At 35.1% G+C, this 18,589-nt stretch carries 15 protein-coding genes; 5 read left to right on the forward strand and 10 right to left on the reverse strand.

Going from position 1 to position 18,589, the window contains the following annotated elements; all coding sequences use genetic code 11:
- Positions 1–4: 4 nt before the first annotated feature.
- Complete coding sequence (locus OPR26_RS04845; RefSeq protein WP_253302539.1) at positions 5–715, reverse strand: class II aldolase/adducin family protein; 711 nt, start codon at positions 713–715, stop codon at positions 5–7.
- A 273-nt stretch (positions 716–988) separates the two neighbouring features.
- On the opposite strand from OPR26_RS04845, the gene OPR26_RS04850 reads away from it, so the two are divergent.
- Entirely contained in the window at positions 989–1,606 is a 618-nt protein-coding gene (locus OPR26_RS04850) for an AAA family ATPase (RefSeq protein WP_253302540.1), read from the forward strand.
- A gap of 1 nt (position 1,607) precedes the next feature.
- On the opposite strand, the gene tsaB is transcribed toward OPR26_RS04850, so the two are convergent.
- From tsaB to OPR26_RS04865, 3 genes are all read right to left on the reverse strand, one after another.
- A complete protein-coding gene (gene tsaB / locus OPR26_RS04855) occupies positions 1,608–2,192 on the reverse strand; it encodes a tRNA (adenosine(37)-N6)-threonylcarbamoyltransferase complex dimerization subunit type 1 TsaB (RefSeq protein ID WP_265015637.1) in 585 nt (194 codons plus the stop codon).
- Positions 2,192–3,322 carry a cation:dicarboxylate symporter family transporter gene (locus tag OPR26_RS04860; protein WP_320157081.1) on the reverse strand — a complete coding sequence of 377 codons (1,131 nt, stop codon included), beginning with the start codon at positions 3,320–3,322 and terminating at the stop codon, positions 2,192–2,194. Before OPR26_RS04860 ends, tsaB begins: the two co-directional genes overlap by 1 nt.
- Positions 3,323–3,460: 138 nt before the next feature.
- Complete coding sequence (locus OPR26_RS04865; RefSeq protein ID WP_265015639.1) at positions 3,461–4,450, reverse strand: ribonucleotide-diphosphate reductase subunit beta; 990 nt, start codon at positions 4,448–4,450, stop codon at positions 3,461–3,463.
- 130 nt (positions 4,451–4,580) lie between these two features.
- Here OPR26_RS04865 and OPR26_RS04870 point away from each other — a divergent pair, with 130 nt between their 5' ends.
- Positions 4,581–4,919, forward strand: coding sequence for an outer membrane protein assembly factor BamE (locus tag OPR26_RS04870; protein WP_253302542.1), 339 nt, complete (start codon positions 4,581–4,583; stop codon positions 4,917–4,919).
- Positions 4,920–5,149: 230 nt separating this feature from the next.
- Here the strand turns inward: OPR26_RS04870 and OPR26_RS04875 are convergent, their stop codons facing one another.
- Positions 5,150–5,776 (reverse strand): hypothetical protein, encoded by a 627-nt coding sequence (locus OPR26_RS04875; RefSeq protein ID WP_253302543.1) that lies wholly within the window; start codon positions 5,774–5,776, stop codon positions 5,150–5,152.
- Between the two features lie 149 nt (positions 5,777–5,925).
- Between OPR26_RS04875 and recO the strand changes: the two genes are divergently transcribed.
- Positions 5,926–6,648, forward strand: coding sequence for a DNA repair protein RecO (recO, locus tag OPR26_RS04880; protein WP_265015640.1), 723 nt, complete (start codon positions 5,926–5,928; stop codon positions 6,646–6,648).
- 134 nt (positions 6,649–6,782) lie between these two features.
- On the opposite strand, the gene OPR26_RS04885 is transcribed toward recO, so the two are convergent.
- From OPR26_RS04885 to OPR26_RS04905, 5 genes are all read right to left on the reverse strand, one after another.
- Positions 6,783–8,165 carry a PleD family two-component system response regulator gene (locus tag OPR26_RS04885; protein ID WP_265015641.1) on the reverse strand — a complete coding sequence of 461 codons (1,383 nt, stop codon included), beginning with the start codon at positions 8,163–8,165 and terminating at the stop codon, positions 6,783–6,785.
- Positions 8,137–8,433: a Sec-independent protein translocase subunit TatB gene (tatB, locus tag OPR26_RS04890; protein WP_265015642.1), complete on the reverse strand. Its 297-nt coding sequence runs from the start codon at positions 8,431–8,433 to the stop codon at positions 8,137–8,139. The genes OPR26_RS04885 and tatB overlap by 29 nt, the downstream gene beginning before the upstream one ends.
- Before the next feature lie 5 nt (positions 8,434–8,438).
- Positions 8,439–13,163, reverse strand: coding sequence for an NAD-glutamate dehydrogenase (locus OPR26_RS04895; protein WP_265016291.1), 4,725 nt, complete (start codon positions 13,161–13,163; stop codon positions 8,439–8,441).
- Between the two features lie 27 nt (positions 13,164–13,190).
- Positions 13,191–15,854, reverse strand: coding sequence for an ATP-dependent chaperone ClpB (gene clpB / locus OPR26_RS04900; RefSeq protein WP_265016292.1), 2,664 nt, complete (start codon positions 15,852–15,854; stop codon positions 13,191–13,193).
- A gap of 205 nt (positions 15,855–16,059) precedes the next feature.
- Positions 16,060–16,852 (reverse strand): IS5 family transposase gene (locus OPR26_RS04905; protein ID WP_264705175.1). Its coding sequence is split into 2 segments (ribosomal slippage): positions 16,060–16,587 and positions 16,589–16,852, totalling 792 coding nucleotides; the frame shifts between segments, so codons are not numbered across the junction.
- Positions 16,853–16,940: 88 nt separating this feature from the next.
- Between OPR26_RS04905 and OPR26_RS04910 the strand changes: the two genes are divergently transcribed.
- Positions 16,941–17,693 carry an IS5 family transposase gene (locus OPR26_RS04910; protein ID WP_264702259.1) on the forward strand — a complete coding sequence of 251 codons (753 nt, stop codon included), beginning with the start codon at positions 16,941–16,943 and terminating at the stop codon, positions 17,691–17,693.
- Positions 17,694–18,199: 506 nt separating this feature from the next.
- On the forward strand, positions 18,200–18,541 hold the full coding sequence (locus OPR26_RS04915; RefSeq protein WP_265015643.1) for a hypothetical protein: 342 nt from the start codon (positions 18,200–18,202) through the stop codon (positions 18,539–18,541).
- The last annotated feature ends 48 nt before the right edge of the window (positions 18,542–18,589 follow it).

Raw genomic sequence — 18,589 nt, forward strand, 5'->3', positions numbered from 1 at the left:
CCTCTTACAACTTACTTTTAATTAGTCTAACCCATGCGTGCCAATCCCTCTCACCAAGATTGCTTTCAAAAGATAGGAGATCCTTTACAGCTTTTGAGCAAATTTCTTCACTTGGAATTGATAACTCCCTATTCATTGCTAACGTTAAATATTGAGTTTTGCACGCTCGTTCTAAATGATACGTGTAAAACATTGCTTCTTGTATAGTCCGACCACACGTTATAGATCCATGATTGCGCATTAACATGACAAAATTTTCTTTCAGATCAGCTATTAACCTCTTTCCTTCTGTATTGCTAAGTGCTAGGGAATTATAATTATGGTAAGAGATTTTATTATAAAAGTGCAGTGCCCATTGACTTACTGGAAGTAGTCCATCTTTTAGAGAAGAAACTGCTACAATAGAAGGTGTATGCAGGTGAAAAATTGCTTGAATGTCTTTCCTTGCTTGATAAACAAAACCATGAATTATATAGCCAGTTTTATTATATTGATATTCTGTACCTTCAATCACATTTCCATCTAGTGATACTCTCATCAATGAATTTTCATTCACTTCGTCAAAGCGTATACCAAATGGGTAAATATAAAATGACTTTTGATCTTCAGAACGTACCGAGAGGTGAGTATATGTATGATCACCCAGTTTAAGGTAAGACAAAATCTGATAGGCATAGACTAGATCCCTTTTTACTCTGCTCTTTGTTAACAACACAATCCTCTGTTAGAATCTTCTGAAGATTTATACACGAAAAAAGGCTTGTAGTAAACTAATAACCACTCTGTCTTGCTTTCTGAATACCAAACACTTTTGTATTGTAGCTTGCTTAAAAATAGTTATCGTTATTATAGAGTTTATATACAGAATTTATGTTTCTAAATTACATAATATCTTAACTACAAAAATAATTTTCTATATAATATTTCATATGTTTTAAAGCTTTATTTTTATGTTATTATAAACGTAAGTTTCAAGATTGAAAATAATATGGTAAATATTAACACAAAAAAACAGCCAGCAGGATTTTTCATATATCTCTCTGGTCTTTCAGGAAGTGGTAAACTTTCCACAGCAATAGAATTATCCAATATGATAGACGCATTAATTGTAAATAGTAAGTTCTATAACAATGTTCAAGCTTGCTCTATATACAATGGTGTCTTTGAACGTGATCAAATACCTAAAGAAGTTCAAGATAGAATATATAGCATTATGCAAATTATGCTTCAGGTAATAGAAAATTATCCGATTCACTCAAAAAATTACATATTTATTGATGAGTTGATGGAAAATAATGACCAGAACATGAGGATGTATGATTCAATAGTAAGGCTTAGTAAAAAAATGAACACAGAAATCCTTCCTGTGGTACTTAGGTGTGATCTACCGACATTACAAAAGCGTATTGCATTAAAAAGGCAAAGAAAAAATAGGAAGGTGACTAATGTAAATAGCATGATAGAGCAATTTAGGATTAACAATTTATTTATACCACCGAGTGCCATAGAGATAGAAAATTCAGATATGAGTATAAAAGAAGTAGCTCAAGAGATAGTAAACCAGATGCACAAGCTTAGCCAAATTAGCATGTACGCGAAAGAATAGTCTATAATGATTTCATATACTGAGGCTCATTTAAATATAGAGCCTCAACTTCATTTAATTTTTGCTTGTTCTTCAGTCTATAATGAACCAATAGTCCTGCATGGCTAGCATTTAAATTGCAATCCATATGTGTACTGCTTGTAGCGTGACCAGGGTCATGTGCTGCAGTTGGACCAGATAGCGGCAATAAATTGAAATCAAATAACTGCGTACAAAACCCTTGAGCATTTTTGATTATAGCTCTGATATTTTTTTTTCTATTCGTACAAAGCAAAGATATTGCGTAGGCTTGAACTTCCAGCGCACTAACTCCGTATAATGGCTTATTTGTAGCAAGATTTATACCTTGTGCTGCTGATATACCAACTCTAATTCCAGTGAAACTTCCTGGTCCAACTACTACCGCTAAATGATCTATTTTATCATAATTATAATTGTGCTTATCAAACAAAGTATTCAGAATTTGAAAAAATGATTCTGCATGATTGTTGCTGGCGGAATTGCGCTCTACAAAACAATTACCATCATAATCAACTATTGCTATTGAACTACCAGTACCTACAGTATCAATCGCTAAAATAGACATTACTTAAGCTTATCATAGAGTTTTGTAAACATCATAGTAAAGGCACCATTACCCATAACATTTGCTGAAGTGATTATTGGGTCAAACACTATATACAAAGCTGTGATTAACGAAAGCATTTCTGGAGAGAATTTGAGATATTTCTCAAGAATAGGTAGCATTACCATAATTCCTCCTGCCGGCACTGCAACGATAGCAAACTTAAATAACAAAAAATAGAGAAGGAAAGTTACATAGTCTGTTGTGTACAATGAATAACCAGAGGCAATTATCATTGATAATATTATAATAAAAAAGCAATCACCTACTAAATGAAAGCTAGCAGTTATTGGTATAACAGACGATGCTATGTCAGGTTGCTTTACATTTTTTTTGCTTCCTTCAAGAGTAAGCGGCATAGTTGCATTACTAGACATTGTGCTCATTGCAGTAATAAATGCCGGTATCATATTGCCTATACTAGCTATCCAGCTTGTGATCTTGAATGAATTTGCTGCTCCATATAAGAGGAAAACATAAAGGTAGGTTGCAGATGCTATAATAATGAAAATTATTGAGTAATCCTTAAATATTATAGATAAAACTTGATCATGTTGCATTTTTAAAGCAAGCCCAAGTACAAACATTGGAATAATCGGCGTCAAAAACGTCTTCAAAATAAAGAGAGTTAAATCTAACATTTTGTTCGAAAGCTCTTTGCTTTTCTTGGGTAGCAGTGTGGACACTACTATGCTGGACATAAATCCACAAGCAAGGGCACAAAAATTAGAAAGGAGTAGCGGCAGCCTAAACGACCATAAAGGAACAATTGTTTCTTCATACGTTATATCTTGTATTGAATAAGTGTTTTGTATGATAAAATGCCCAACAAAATAAGCTATTAAACTTGAAGCCAGATTCGATAAGAAGATCATTATAATAAGTAACAATATAAACTTTATAGCTGACTGCTTAAGATTGTTAACACTGCTAAAGATTAACGCAAAAATAATAAAAGGCATTATAAATAGCAAAACCTCTTTTATACTAAGGCTCATTGAATACAAGAAGATTTTTACTTCCATTGGAACTAAATGACCAAAGAATGCAACTGAAGTGATGACCGTGAGTAAGATTAGTAGTTGTAGCACGTTCTTATATACCAATGTCCTATGGACATATATATGGTAAGTTAGTTGTTAAGTAAAGCAAAACTGTCTAAACTGCACAGCAAATGGTGTAATGAAAGTAGCTGACACTGGAATGACAAAGAAGAGTGAAATTAGCACTCATTTATTATTTGTGTCGTTTTCAGTAAAAGCTTCCTCCCATGTGCCTTGAGTTGCTGCACGACTATACTCTGTTACTCTATTTTCAAAGAAATTCGTATGTTCAACGCCATTTAGTATTTCATCGAGCCATGGAATAGGATTATCATTGACATCATATATGGACTTAAGACCTAATTGCATTAACCGTCTGTTTGCTACGTAGCGTATGTAATTGCGCACTTCTTCTGCGGATAGTCCTTCAACGTCTCCGAAATCAAAAGCAAGCTTTATGAATTCATCCTCAAGTTCAACGATGGTGCGACATGCAGAATATAATTCCTCTTTAAACTCGTCGTCCCAAATTTCATTATTCTCTTTAATAAATGTATTAAATAACATAATAATTGAATTGGTGTGCAAAGTTTCATCACGGGCTGACCAGGCAATTATTTGTCCCATACCTTTCATTTTTCCAAAGCGTTGGAAATTGAGCAAAATTGCAAACGATGCAAATAACTGCAACCCTTCAGTGAATGCACCGAATACTGCTAGAGTTTTAGCTACATGTTTTTTATCGTGTTTTTTGCTTTCCTCGAATTCTAACATGTATTCATACTTCTTTCTCATAGCATCATACTTTAAGAATGCTTGATACTCGCTTTCTGGCATGCCAATTGTGTCTAAAAGATAAGAATAAGCTGCAATGTGTATGGTTTCCATATTGGAAAAGCTTGCAAGCATCATGCATATTTCCGTTGGCTTAAATATATTTGAATAATGCCTCATGTAGCAGTTATTTACTTCAATGTCTGCCTGAGTAAAGAATCTAAAAATCTGAGTTAGTAGATTTTTTTCTACACTTGAAAGTTTAGTTTTCCAATCCTTCACGTCATCAGCAAGCGGAACTTCCTCAGGTATCCAATGGATCCTTTGTTGCTGCAGCCACGCATCATACGCCCAAGGGTAATTAAAAGGTTTGTATATTGGATCTGCTTCTAACAATGACATAAGACACCTATTATTTTCTAAAGTAAATATTATATTAAATGATATTGAGAATCAGTCAATTTAACTTTTTGAAATTTGACGGCAGGTAATTTATTAGTGTATTATAGCTTCAAGTAATTTATCAACAGAAATGCGAGTATTAATATCTTTTATTTTATTATTTACAGTGAGCTGCACTCACACTATTCACAATCACGGAGCTCCTGGCATTAGTGTTGAATTGTGGAGCAAGATAAAAGTAGGTGACGATAAAGAAAAAGTGGTTCACACTTTAGGATCACCAACATTAGTATCAAAGTTCGATGACAATGTTTGGTACTATGTCTCATATAAAATTAAACAAGCTAACTTCTTAGGAAAAAGGAAGTATAGCAGTAAGTCTCTGCAAATTTCATTCGATCAGAACGGTAAAGTTGCAGATACAAAAGAAACTGACATCTTAGAGAGATCTTTGGCTGTTTCTGATTGAAAGTTTGCTAACTATAGAGTTTTTCTCACTCTTCTTTGCATCCAAGAACCGTATAACGTCATCCAAGTGCCCAGACACTTGGATCTATTTTTTTTCTGGATGCCAGTGTCACGCACTGGCATGACAAGAAAGGAGCGCTGGAATGACAATGTGAAGTGTCTACTCCTGTCATCCAAGTAGCTTAACTACTTGGATGACAGGAGGTAATATAAGAGGTCTATTGTAAGATTTTACCCATTTAGAATAAAGTCTAGTGTTACTTCACGCCAAATGTGGTGGTGCTGAGTAGGCAAGCCGGTCAATGGGCTACATTTATATACTGCACGCATTGCGTTATCTGCTATCGACCTGAAAAGTGGATTATTTCGATAGGAATCACTGTCTGCTATATCGGCCATAATTATCTCACCTTGACTGGATAATAACAAGTTAATTTTTATATTAAAATTTTCTTTGTAAGCTATGCTTTCAGGAATGCTCCAGCATTTTGTAAGTTTGTCTCTTATAGAGTTAATAATTTCTGTTACAACTAATTCATCCTTTTTATTCTCAACGCTTTTTTCGTTTCCTATTTCATTTTTTGCCTCTCTAACATCCCTTCTTAGTTTCTTCCCTACACTTTTTTTTCTTTTTGGAACTGGAATGAATTCTTTACCCTCGTTAATAATGACTTCTTCTTGCACTTCAATAATTTGCCTCGGTTGTGCTACAACAGTGTGCCCAACTATTTCTTTTTTCCTTTGTGGTATAGGAACAGCTAACGTATCATTCGTTTGGGCTTTTGTTGAAGATAACGAAAAAAGCAGAAAACAACATAAAGATAAAAAAAGAATGTAATTAGAATAGAAAAAACGCATATGTTAAGCAGCTTGTTTTACTGGTTTAAAGCTAATATTGCATGCAAAGTCAATATATTTTAGTTGATTTAAACTCAAAGACATAGTTTTGCTGTACTAATTTTACTATCTCTATAATATCATACGGTCAATATGGTTAATTACTCTAAATGAGATGGAAAGATGAAGGCATCATTATAGCTGCTAAAAAATACGGCGATAAAAACTTAATTCTTTCTCTGTTTACAAAAAATCATGGAAAGCGCAGGGGATTAACTAAGCTAACAAACAATAGCAATTATAAGTTTCAGATAAGCAATCTATTACATGCAGAATGGAGTGCTAAGTTACCTGAAAATCTAGGTTTTTTTAAGTGCGAATTAATCGAATCTCCATTCCATCATTTCTTTCAAGATAGGTTAAAAAGCATTACTATTGTTTCTTTCTCCTCTATTTTAGAAAAAGTGCTTCCAGAAAGTGAACCCTGTGCCGTGCTGTATGACAATTTTCGATATTTCATCGATGTAATTAAACACAACAATCAGTCTTGGCAAAGCCATTACCTTAACTTAGAGCTTCTGCTTCTTATGCAATTGGGATTCAAGTTAGACTTATCAAAATGCGCTATAACAGGTGTTAAGGAAAATCTGCAATTTATTTCTCCAAAAACTGGTAGAGCAGTGTCAAAAAAAGTAGGAGATTATTATGCAGATAAACTCCTACCTTTTCCACAAATGTTGCATGATGTATACAATAATAACTTACAAAACAGCTACTCATTCCAAGAATTTCAGTTAGGACTGAAAGTCACAGGATATTTTTTAAATAAGTATCTATTTTTGCAGTTAAACGTGAAATTTCCAGAGCTGAGAAACCTCATGTTGTCGCTTTAATCTTGTTATCATTTTTTTGAAATCATTTCAGAAATCTATAGCTAACACGTCATACCGCGATTCATTCGCGGTATCTCAGCATAGATTCCGCTAACGAGTAGCGGAATGACGGTTGTCGGCAAACTTAAGCCACTTTAGCTATAGCCAGTAACCACTCTATTCCTACCACTGTTTTTTGCTTTATATAGATATCTGTCAGCACGTACTATAAATTTTTTAATATCATCAAAGTCAGATCCTTGCATTTCTGCAATTCCAATACTCACAGTTACATTATGGGTTGTATTTTTATCCGCAAGTATAAAAGGTTCTTTAGCAATAATTTTTCGTATTCTCTCCGCAATAGTATACGCATCTGATACATTAGTATCTGGCATTACAACAACAAACTCCTCACCACCAAACCTAGCTAGTAAATCTGTCACTCTGATATTTTCAGAAATTCTTTTCTGTACTTGCTTTAAAAGTTCATCTCCAGCACTATGCCCAAAACTGTCATTCACCATCTTAAAATAGTCTATATCAAGTATCATAAGAGACAACCTTCTATCCTTTTCCACAGAGTCCTTAGCAATGTTTCTTAAGTGTGCATCAAAATATCTTCTATTATAACAGTTAGTTAATGGGTCCTTTATAGACATTTCCGCATTATTAAATAAATTCATTCTCAAGGCATCTTGATATCTTTTGCGTTTTACTTGCGAATTAACCCTTGCTATTAACTCACCCTCATCCAAAGGTACTGTTAAATAATCATTAGCACCTACATCAAGTGCTTTTACTAAATTGTTTTTATCATAATCCTCAGAAAGAATTAGAATTGGTGTATAACGTGTTTCCACCTTACTACGAAACCCAGAACACAAACGCAAGCCGTCAGTTTTTGAAAACTGCATATCAGAAATGATCAAGTCGTAATTATCCTTAATACCAACCTTTAATGCCTCTATTGGATCACTCAGTATTTTAATTGACCTAAAGCGTTGCTTTAGTACATTATATATTTGCTCTGCCTGAAAGACGTCCTCATCTACAACAAGTATGTTAGCATCAAAAATCTGATTAGAATAATCCATAATACTGTTTCCTGCGACTCCACCAATCTCAGCGTTGGTTTCTCCTCTTAAACGCAATTCATCTATAATCATTTTTAAGCGCGTGAGAGACTTGATCCTTGCAGATAAAGCAGTTTCGTCTATTGGCTTAGTCAGAAAATCATCTGCACCAGCATTAATGCCCTGTACTCTATCATGAGCGTCATGCAGCGCAGTTACCATAATTATTGGAATATGGGTTGTCAAGGGATCATTCTTTAGCTCCTTACAAACTTCAAAGCCATTCATTTTTGGCATCATAATATCGAGTAATATAATATCGGGCTGCTGTTTTGCTACTAAATCCATGGCTTCCTCACCATCATATGCCACGATAACCGTATAGTACTCTGCTTTTAGTCGAGCTTCTAAAAGCTTAACATTACATAGTACATCATCTACTACTAGGATCTTTGCTGTCATTATCTTTGGATGTATTATCTATATCGTAAGTAGGATAAAGCTTACCATTTTTACCAACTATGTAATTTACTTTCTCAGTATTACACTCTTTATATAAGTCTTTAATTCCTACGTCTTTCAATAACCTCCTAGCTTTTGATTTTATAATCATAAGATACTTATATGTATTCCTAATAAGATCAATAAATACAGGCACCTTATTTCTATCAAGAACAATTATGCTCACTAAAGCAACGACCAAAATTTCTGAAAGACCTATATTAAACATTTTTCCTATGAAGCAAGTACTTTAATCCTCCTGATTATAAATATTAATTTGCTTAAATCAAGTTTAGAAGCAACCATCTCATCTAAAAAACTATTATAACGTTCTATGTAGTCCTTATCATTACAAGCCCAGGTTTGAACCTTATCTTCGGGGTTATCAGTAGTTTTTATGACTTTAACAGCTAGCTTGTGATGGTAATTGCTTAAATCGTCCAATAAATCATTAACTAAGCTGCGATCCCAATAAGAAGAGCGGCTTTTCATCTTGATGGCAATTGTTCTAATCAGATCGAATCTTAACAGCGACTTTAACTCAAAGTATATTTTACCAGCATCAAGAATGGACAAAGATGTCTGTTCAGCAACAGATATAATATCCAGTGCATAAGTAAGAACGCACAGGTCAGCAATTTTTTTTGCTAGATCTTTATCTATATTAAGTTCCACTAAAGAAGTGTATCCATGATTATAGACCTTTAACAGGTGTTCATCTAAAACATCATGGCCTAAAGTTTCAATTGCATCTTTAAATTTTGTAACATCATCCAATTCTACAAAGCTAAGATTTTTTACTAACCAAAACGATACTCTGCCAATAAATTTCTGCACATTTCTCACTATTTGCAAGTATGAGTTAATATCAATTTTTCCATCCAATTCATCAATTTTCTGCCACAGGTTATTTAAATCATATAGGTGGTTAACAACGATATATATGTTAACTGCTTCGTGTACCTTAATTCCAGTATTCTCAACTAAATTATTAATAAATATACAGCCCATCCTATTTACAACATCATTTGCAATGCAAGTGGAGATAATTTCTCTACGAAGTTGGTGTTTTAATATGAAATCCTTAAACTCTGTTACCATCTTTTTAGGAAAATAACCTAGCAAGTAGTCATGAGATATAAGATCTTTTTCAGGCAGATCGGAATGTATAATTTCATTTTTTATTGCCGTTCTAGCATAAGACATTAGAATAGAAAGCTGAGGAGAACTGAAACCTTCTGCACCAGTTAACATCATTGCTATCTCTTCTTCAGTTGGAAGAAATTCTACGCTTCGGTTTAACAGCCCAGATTTTTCTAAACTGAGCAGTAACCTGTGGTGCTGCTCTAATCTCTCTTTAGCTTGCAAACACTCAAGAAGTAATGCTTTTGTTTCAATTCTGTTGTGGTTCTCAAGCACTTTGGATGCAACTTCGTCCGCCATGCTGGCCAGTATTTCATTCCTTTTTTCTAAAGAAATACCTCCTGCTTTCATAGCTGAAACAAATGCAATCTTGATGTTAACTTCAAGGTCCGAACATATCACTCCGGCTGAATTATCAACAAAATCTGCATTGATATATCCACCTCTTTCAGCATATTCTATTCTTCCAAGCTGTGTGCATCCCAAATTTCCGCCTTCTATAAACATAGAAGCTCTAATATCTTTACCATTTACTCTCAGCTCATCGTTTGCTTTGTCACCGACCATGCTATGGTTTTCACTCTTTGCCTTAACAAACGTGCCGATTCCTCCATTCCATATGAAGTCCACTTTTGCTTTCAACAGATATCTAATCAAATCACTTGGAGGTAGCATATCTTCTGTTATATCAAAGCATTTTTTCATTTCTTGAGAAATGTTTACTTGCTTGCTGCTACGCTCAAATACTCCTCCACCCTTAGAAATCAAATCTTTGTTATAATCCATCCAAGTTGAAAATGGTAACTCAAAGAGGCGTTTACGCTCTGTGAAACTCTTTTCTGCACTAGGATTTGGATCAATAAAAATATGCATATGGTTAAATGCGCCGATTAAATGTATATTTTTTGAAAGCAGCATACCATTTCCAAATAAGTCGCCAGCCATATCCCCAATTCCAATAACAGTTGCATCTTGGTAAATATCCTTATTCATTTTCCAAAAATGCCTCTGCGCTGCAATCCATGCACCTCTGGCTGTAATACCCATTTTTTTGTGATCATAACCTGCTGATCCACCAGATGCAAATGCATCGCCAAGCCAAAAATTGTATTCAGAGGCTATTTGGTTGGCATAATCAGAAAATGAAGCAGTGCCTTTATCAGCAGCAACCACGAGATATGGATCATCTTCATCATACCTAATCACATTCTCTGGTGGAATTATTTCACCATCAACCACGTTATCAGTAATATCAAGCATTCCTCTGATAAAACTCTTATAGCATTCAACACCTTTCTCTCTTAAAATATCTTTGTCTTTATAAACTTGCTTAATTACAAACCCACCCTTTGCGCCAACAGGTACAATAACCGCATTTTTTGTCATCTGAGCTTTCATGAGCCCCAAAACTTCAGTGCGAAAATCTTCCGTCCTATCCGACCACCTTAAGCCACCACGGGCTAATTTTCCGCCTCTTAGATGTATTCCCTCAAAAAGATTTGAATAAATATACAATTCACGATATGGACGAGGATCAGGCAAACCATTTATTTTATTTGAGTCAAATTTTATAGATAAGCAGGGTTTATTATCTTGATAATAACTGGTCCTTAAAATAGCCATTATCAAGTTAAATATCGAGCGCAAAACGTAATCATGTGAAACATTGCTGATCTCTTTTAGAAGTTCCTCAATTTTTTCTCTGAAAATGTCCGTGGTTTCTGCTCTATCAATGTCTATGTTAGGATCAAATCTTGCATGAAATAGTTGTATCAAATACTTTACTATTTTTGGATACTCTGAGACTACCTTTTGGATATATTCTGGGTTGTAGTTAAATGACGTCTGCTTTAGGTAAGCACTTAACGCTCTAACCAGAAGCACTTCTTTCCACTCCAGTCCAGCAATAATGACCAAACTATTGAAATAATCATTTTTAATTTCCTTTCTAAACACTTTCGCAAGTGTTATTTCAAATTGCTCTTTTAGAGTAATGTTGTCTATTAATTCATCGACTCTTGACAACACAAAATGGTGTATCCATATTCCGCCGTTAATTTCTATGTAATAGCCATTATGAGATAGAATCTTAGCTCCCAAATTCTTAGTGATCCTTAATATCTTCGATAATTCAAGACCTCCATTGCTCGAAGTGTAAACCTTTAATTGATAATTAAGATTGTCACGAGTAAGTCTTAAATCGACCTCGCTAACTCCTTTTTTCCTCACTATCTCCAATTTTTTCATATCGTAATATGCGTCATGAGGTTCAAAACTCTCTTGATAGCTTATTGGAAATGCCTTGCAATAACGGATGAATATATCCTCAACAGTGCTGAAAGTATTATATAAATTGTCTATGAAACGATCTTCCCACTTTTCCGTAATGTTCCTTAATTTGTTTTCGATACGCAAAACTTCATCATCAGGAACACTAGCGTTTTTGGTCTTTAGCACTACATGCAATTTCATCAAATCATATTCATTGATAATGTGATTGTTATAAATATCTGAACTTTCTGCACTTGTCTCATCCTTCAATATGTCGCGTATCTTGAACATTAGCCTAGCGCTAGCATAACGCATTGGTATCAGCACTATGCAACTAATAAAATCCCCTACTCTTCTTAAAAATAATCTGACCCTTGGCCTAATCGCAAGAGACATGATCGAAATGCAAATTTTAAATAATTCGTCTTCATTTGATTGGAATAATTCATCACAAGAGAATGCTTGTAAAATAGAAATTAAAGCTTTGTTATTGTGGCCCCCGGTTACAAACCCTGCATTTTTTTCTATAACTTTAACTTTATCTCTTATTATTGGAATAGTTCGAATATCTTGGACCTCCGCTACAGAAGTAAATAGCCCGAAAAAACGCCGTTCCTTTACCACATTACCCTGGTCATCAAATTCTTTTACTCCTATACAATTCATATATGTACGCCGATGGACTATTGAGATTAGATCTGATCTCAATATGTATAAGGAATCAAGGTTTGCAGAAGGAATCAACGTACTTTGACCTACTCTCATCAGGCCAAGGGCCTTTTTGCTATCACAGACGAGTTTTTCATCTTTACCAGCAATATATTCTTGATAACCTAAAAATACGAAGTTATTATTCTTTAACCAAACTAGAAAATCTTTTTGCTCTTGATTTCGGTCTGGTGTCATTCCAGTGCGTGACACTGGAATCCACGTGTCCTTTTCCTGGATCCCAGCTGGGATGACAGAAAGACTTGCCTCATCAAGTTTCTTGAGCATTGAGTGCCAATCTTTCACAACGCAATTAACTGCTTTCAGCGTTCTTTGTAGGGATTCTTTTAATGTATCAACAAAACTGTCACTTATACCTTTGATAATTACATATATAACTGACTCTTTGATTCCATTGCTTTCTTCCAAAGGGTAAATCTCATCTATGAGGCCATCTTTTCTTTGGATATTAATTATGCTATTACTGTAATAGTATATGGTTAAATTGTGCGATTTAATAGTTGCAATAACAGAATCAACCAAAAATGGCATATCATCGTTTGTTATCTTAATCGTGGTAAAATCGCCTTCTATTCCTGGTATATCATCTATATTGCTTACTACTAACTTACTTTCATCTTTCTCTTTTTGAGAAACAAAATTGTAAGCATCGTTTACAATATATAGCAAAAACTTATCATTGGCTTTTAGGTCGCTTTTATAAACAAAACTATAAAAATACTTAATGAATTTTTTAATTTTTTCTTTATCTTGCTGATTTTCTTGATCAGCTAGCTTAAATAAAGACTCAGTGTCAACATTATGATCTATACACATTTTTTTTAACAAAAATACACAGTGAACTTAAACCTTTTTAACTAAGATTTCATTATCAAGAGCGTACACTATTAGCTCATCATTTTCTACTACTTCCCCTGATAAAACTAATTTAGCTAAATTATTTTGAATACACTCTTGTATAACCCTTTTTAAGGGCCTTGCTCCATATTCAGGGTCATAGCCAGCTTGTGCTATTAGTTCTTTAGCTTCCTGCAACAAATTTATACTCAGTTTACGCTTAGCAAGTGTTTTTTGTAAATAAGAAAATTGAACATCTATAATTTTATAGATGTTATCTCTGGTTAAACTGTGGAATATAATAATTTCATCCAGCCTGTTTAAAAATTCTGGACGAAATGCTGATTTAACTATTTGCATCACTTCGCTTTTTACAGAGTTAGCAACTCCTCCTTCCGATGTCATTCCAGCGCGTGACGCTGGAATCTGCATCTGGACCCCAGTGTCAGCTACTTGGATGACAGGAAGTATAGGCCTATTCTCCGCTTCCCCTTTTAGCATTATCTCAGCACCAAGATTAGAAGTTAGAATTAGTATAGTATTGCGAAAATCAATCAATTTACCGTGGCTATCGGTAAGTCTGCCTTCATCCAAGATCTGTAGCAATATATTAAATATATCAGGATTTGCCTTTTCTATCTCATCAAATAAGATTACCTGATATGGTCTTCTTCTTACCGCTTCAGTTAACCTGCCACCTTGTTCATAGCCAACATATCCTGGAGGAGCGCCAATTAGCTTTGAAACAGAATGTTTTTCCATATATTCTGACATATCAAAACGCAAAAGCGCTGATTGATCGTCAAACAGAAATTCAGCAAGGGCTTTTGCCAGTTCTGTTTTTCCAACTCCAGTTGGGCCCAAGAATAAAAATGAACCAAAAGGCCTGTTGGTATCTTGCACACCAGAGCGAGAGCGCCTAACTGCATTACTTATTGCTTCTATCGCGCCTTTCTGCCCTATTACTCTTCTTCCTATTTCATTCTCCATGTTAAGGAGTTTTTCCTTTTCACTGTGCATCATATTATCAACTGGAATTCCTGTCCACTTTGAAACAATGTTTGCAATGTCATCTCCAGTCACTTCTTTCTTTAAGAAACTATCAGTAACCTTTTCCTGATTTTTTAATTCATTCTCAAGCTGAGGAATCACACCATACATCAGCTCTCCTGCTTTTCCTAAATTTCCACTCCGCTGAGCCAATTCCAGCTCTTTTCTGGCGTTATCTAATTTTTCAACTGTTTCTTGTATTCTAGCTATTTTATTCTTTTCCATCTGCCATTTGCTGTTCAAGTCAGCAAATTTACTGTTTAGATTTTCGATCTCTTCATTTATCTTTTTTAAACGCTGTTTAGAATTTTCATCACTTTCTTTTTTTAGAGCCTCTGACTCAATTTTTAGCTGTATAATCTTTCTCTCAAGTTCATCAATAACTTCAGGCTTGCTATCCATTTCAATTCTCACCCTACTTGCTGCTTCATCAATCAAATCAATTGCTTTATCAGGTAAAAACCTATCTGTTATATATCTATTGGACAACGTTGCAGCAGCAATTATTGCACCGTCTGTAATTCTTATACCATGATGCACTTCATATCTTTCCTTCAAACCCCTGAGTATTGAAATGGTATCAGTTTCAGTTGGTTGAGAGATAAACACGGGCTGGAAACGCCTTGCAAGTGCAGGATCTTTTTCTATATGCTGACGATATTCATCTAAAGTTGTGGCCCCTATACAGCGAATTTCTCCACGCGCAAGAGCAGGCTTTAGCAAATTTGAAGCATCCATTGCACCACTTGTTGCTCCTGCTCCAACTAAAGTATGAAGCTCATCTATAAACAAGATAACTTTTCCCTCCGCTTTCGAAAGCTCATTAATAACTGCTTTTAACCTTTCTTCAAATTCTCCTCTAAACTTCGTTCCAGCAATTAAGCTACCCAGATCCAAAGCTAAAACCTTTGCATCACGCAAACCAAGTGGCACATCGTTTGCAACAATTCTGTTTGCAAGCCCCTCGACTATTGCAGTTTTTCCAACACCAGGTTCACCTATCAGCACTGGATTATTTTTTGTCCGCCTCAGTGATACCTGCATAGTTCTTCTGATCTCTTCATCACGACCAATTACAGGATCAAGCTTGCCTTGCATAGCAAGCTCTGTAACATCTTTTGTATATTTCTTTGCCGCGTTTAATTTTTCCTCACTGTTTGGCGAGTCTGCACTGCTGCCTTTTCTCATTTCTGCAATAACTGAGTTCAGTTTTTGTGGAGTCACACCATTCTCTGCCAGAATTTTGCCTACAGTATCATCTTTTTGTGCAGTAAGGCCCTGTAGTAAACGCTCAATGGCAACAAACGAATCTTTATTCCTCCGAGCAATACCAATTGAATCTTCAAAAACTTTTGCTATTTCTCTTGAAAGTTGAAGGCCACCACTTCCTGGCCCTTCAATTACTGGCAGCTTTTTTATTGCGCTATCCACAGCATCAGAAATACTTTGCACATTTCCACCACAAGCGTTTATCAAATCCTGAACTAAACCTAATTCATCCTCAAGCATTACTTTTAGTAGATGCTCAGGCATAAAAATCTGATGCCCAGCTCCCAACGCTTTCATCTGAGCACTTTGAATTAGACTTTTTGCTTTTTCGGTAAATTTATTTAAGTCCATAACACCAGTTAAATCCGTATTTGCTGATGTATATAACAACTGATTTCATAAATTTAAACCTAAAGTTATTTATTGTTAGGCTCTGTGGACAAAAAATATGAAAAGAGAGAAAAAGATGGTAGTTTAGCCTAATAGGTAAAAAATGGAGAAACTACCATCTTTTTCTCTCTTTTCATATTTTTTGTCCACAGAGCCTAGAACCTGTTCATAATCTTTTGAGGAACAAAGCAGTGAAAGCAAGAACTACCATTTGCAAGCTGGTGTTGAGTTTACGCTCGCAATTTTTCCATAACCGTCTACATTTTTCCAACCAAGCAAAAGAACGCTCTACAACCCATCTTTTTGGCAATACAGCAAAGGTATGTAATTCACTGCGTTTTATTACCTCAACAGTTGCACCAATAGTTGCTTTTATTTGTGTTGCAAAATTCTCTCCCGTATAGCCTGCATCAACCAGTACATTTTTAACTCCCGAGAGGTTTTCTTTTGCATTTTCTACCATTCTCACAGCACTGCTACGGTCAGTTATCTCTGCTGTTGTTACATAAATTGCATGTGGCAAACCTTGCGTATCTACTGCAATATGGCGTTTTATTCCTGAAATCTTTTTGCCTGCATCGTAGCCTTTTTCTTCAGCAGTATCTGCATTTTTTACACTCTGTGCATCAATTATGCAGAAGCTGGTTTTTTCTTTCCGACCATTGTTTTGTCGGACTACGCCAACTATTTTTTTTTAACACCAGCTCCAGAACACTTTCTTTATTTGCATCTGGTTTTTCACTCCACTTCTTAAAATAGTCGTAACAATTGCGCCATTTTGGAAACTCTTTTGGTAGCATTCTCCACTGACAACCGCTTTTCAGAACGTATAACACTCCACAAAATACATCATACAAATCAAGTTTTCTTGGTTTTGTTTTTTTTCTACAGGACTCTAGATCTGGTAATATAATCTCAAATCTTTCCCGACTTATATTACTTGGGTATAAACTCCTCATATATCCTAGGCTCTGTGGACAAAAAATATGAAAAGAGAGAAAAAGATGGTAGTTTAGCCTAATAGGTAAAAAATGGAGAAACTACCATATGCAATATTACATCAAAGAGGAAAATTGGAAACAAATTTTAGAGTTCATAAAAAGCGTAAAAGGAATGCACAGCAAAGATGAAAAACGTTTAAGAATATTCATAGAGGCAGTGTGGTACATAGTGCGAAGTGGTTGCCAATGGAGACTTTTACCAAAAACTTATGGTAATTACAGGAGTATACATAAGCGATTTAAAAGATGGTGTGAAAGAGATGTCTGGAAAAAATTGCTTGAATATACTAAACAAGAGCCTGATTTAGAAGTTGCTATAATCGACGGTACGATCATCCGAGCCCATCCATGTTCATCTGGATATACAAAAAACTCCAAGGATCAAGAAGCTTTAGGGAGGAGCAAAGGTGGCTTTACAACTAAAATACATGCGCTTGTCGATGCACTTGGAAATCCACTTAAATTTACTCTGACTCCTGGTCAAAGAAATGAAATTACGCAGGCACAAGTGTTGACCGAAAGTATCTATAACTCTACTGTAGTAGCTGACAAAGGCTACGATAGCAATGCCTTTGTTACAAGTCTTGAAGACAAGGGATGTACAGTAGTTATTCCGCCAAAACGGAATCGAAAAGTGCAAAGGTATTACGATGAGCATATCTACAAAGAACGTCATTTGATTGAGTGTTTTTTTGGTAAAATTAAAAATTTTAGGCGCATTTTTTCCAGATTTGATAAAACTGCTGAGGTTTTTATGGGTTTTCTCAATTTTGTTGGAGCTCTTGTATGGCTTCTCTAAAATTTTGTCCACAGAGCCTAACTTATATGCATTATCTCTTAGTTTATTCCTTTCTTGAGATCATGTACAGGTTCTTACAGTTGTGCGCGGTATCTCAGCCGCTAACACGTAGCAATTGTTCTCCCTCGCATACCACCGCGGCGCTAACAAGCAGCGGGATGACGGTTTTTCAAATTGTCGTAAGTCAGTTTAGCTATAGCATTATAGAGACAAAGATCAAAATTTACTTATTTACGTCCCCAATTTCATCATGTATAATGAAGACAAAGATTTATATTTTGTATTTTATGTCTCCATTATTTATTGGTAGGCAAAAAGCAACTGCTGGAGCTTACAGGCTGCGTCTTTTATAGTAGTTAAAGGAAGACGTCGTATAGGAAAAAGTCGCTTAATTCAAGAATTTGGTAAGCATTTCGAGCAGTATTACTCATTTATAGGTTTGCCACCAGAAAAGCACACTACAATATCCCATCAACTTAATGAATTTTCTAGGCAAATTGCTAGGTATGATGACTGGAGTATGGGCAGTTGGTGAACGTTTACTATCTGGCAAAATATTATTGCTATTTGATGAAATTTCTTGGATGGGCTCAAAAGATCCAACTTTTTTAGGCAAAATAAAGAATTTTTGGGATACGCAGCTAAAAAATAATAACAAGCTAATTTTTGTTGTTTGTGGATCTGCATCATCTTGGATCGAGAAAAATATACTTAGTAGTACTGGTTTTGTGATCGTTGACTTTAACACTCGGAACTTTCTGATTGTAATAGATTTTTGCCAAAAAATATACGAAAAGTTTAAGGTGCTTGTAGTAACCGGCAAAATATTTAGAAGAGGTAAATTTTAAACACAGTGCTGAAGAAAATATTAAAAAGCTTTGTTTTACAAAAGGTGG

Origin of the sequence: Wolbachia endosymbiont (group A) of Anoplius nigerrimus (assembly GCF_947251795.1) — a bacterium.
Classification (GTDB): Bacteria; Pseudomonadota; Alphaproteobacteria; order Rickettsiales; family Anaplasmataceae; genus Wolbachia.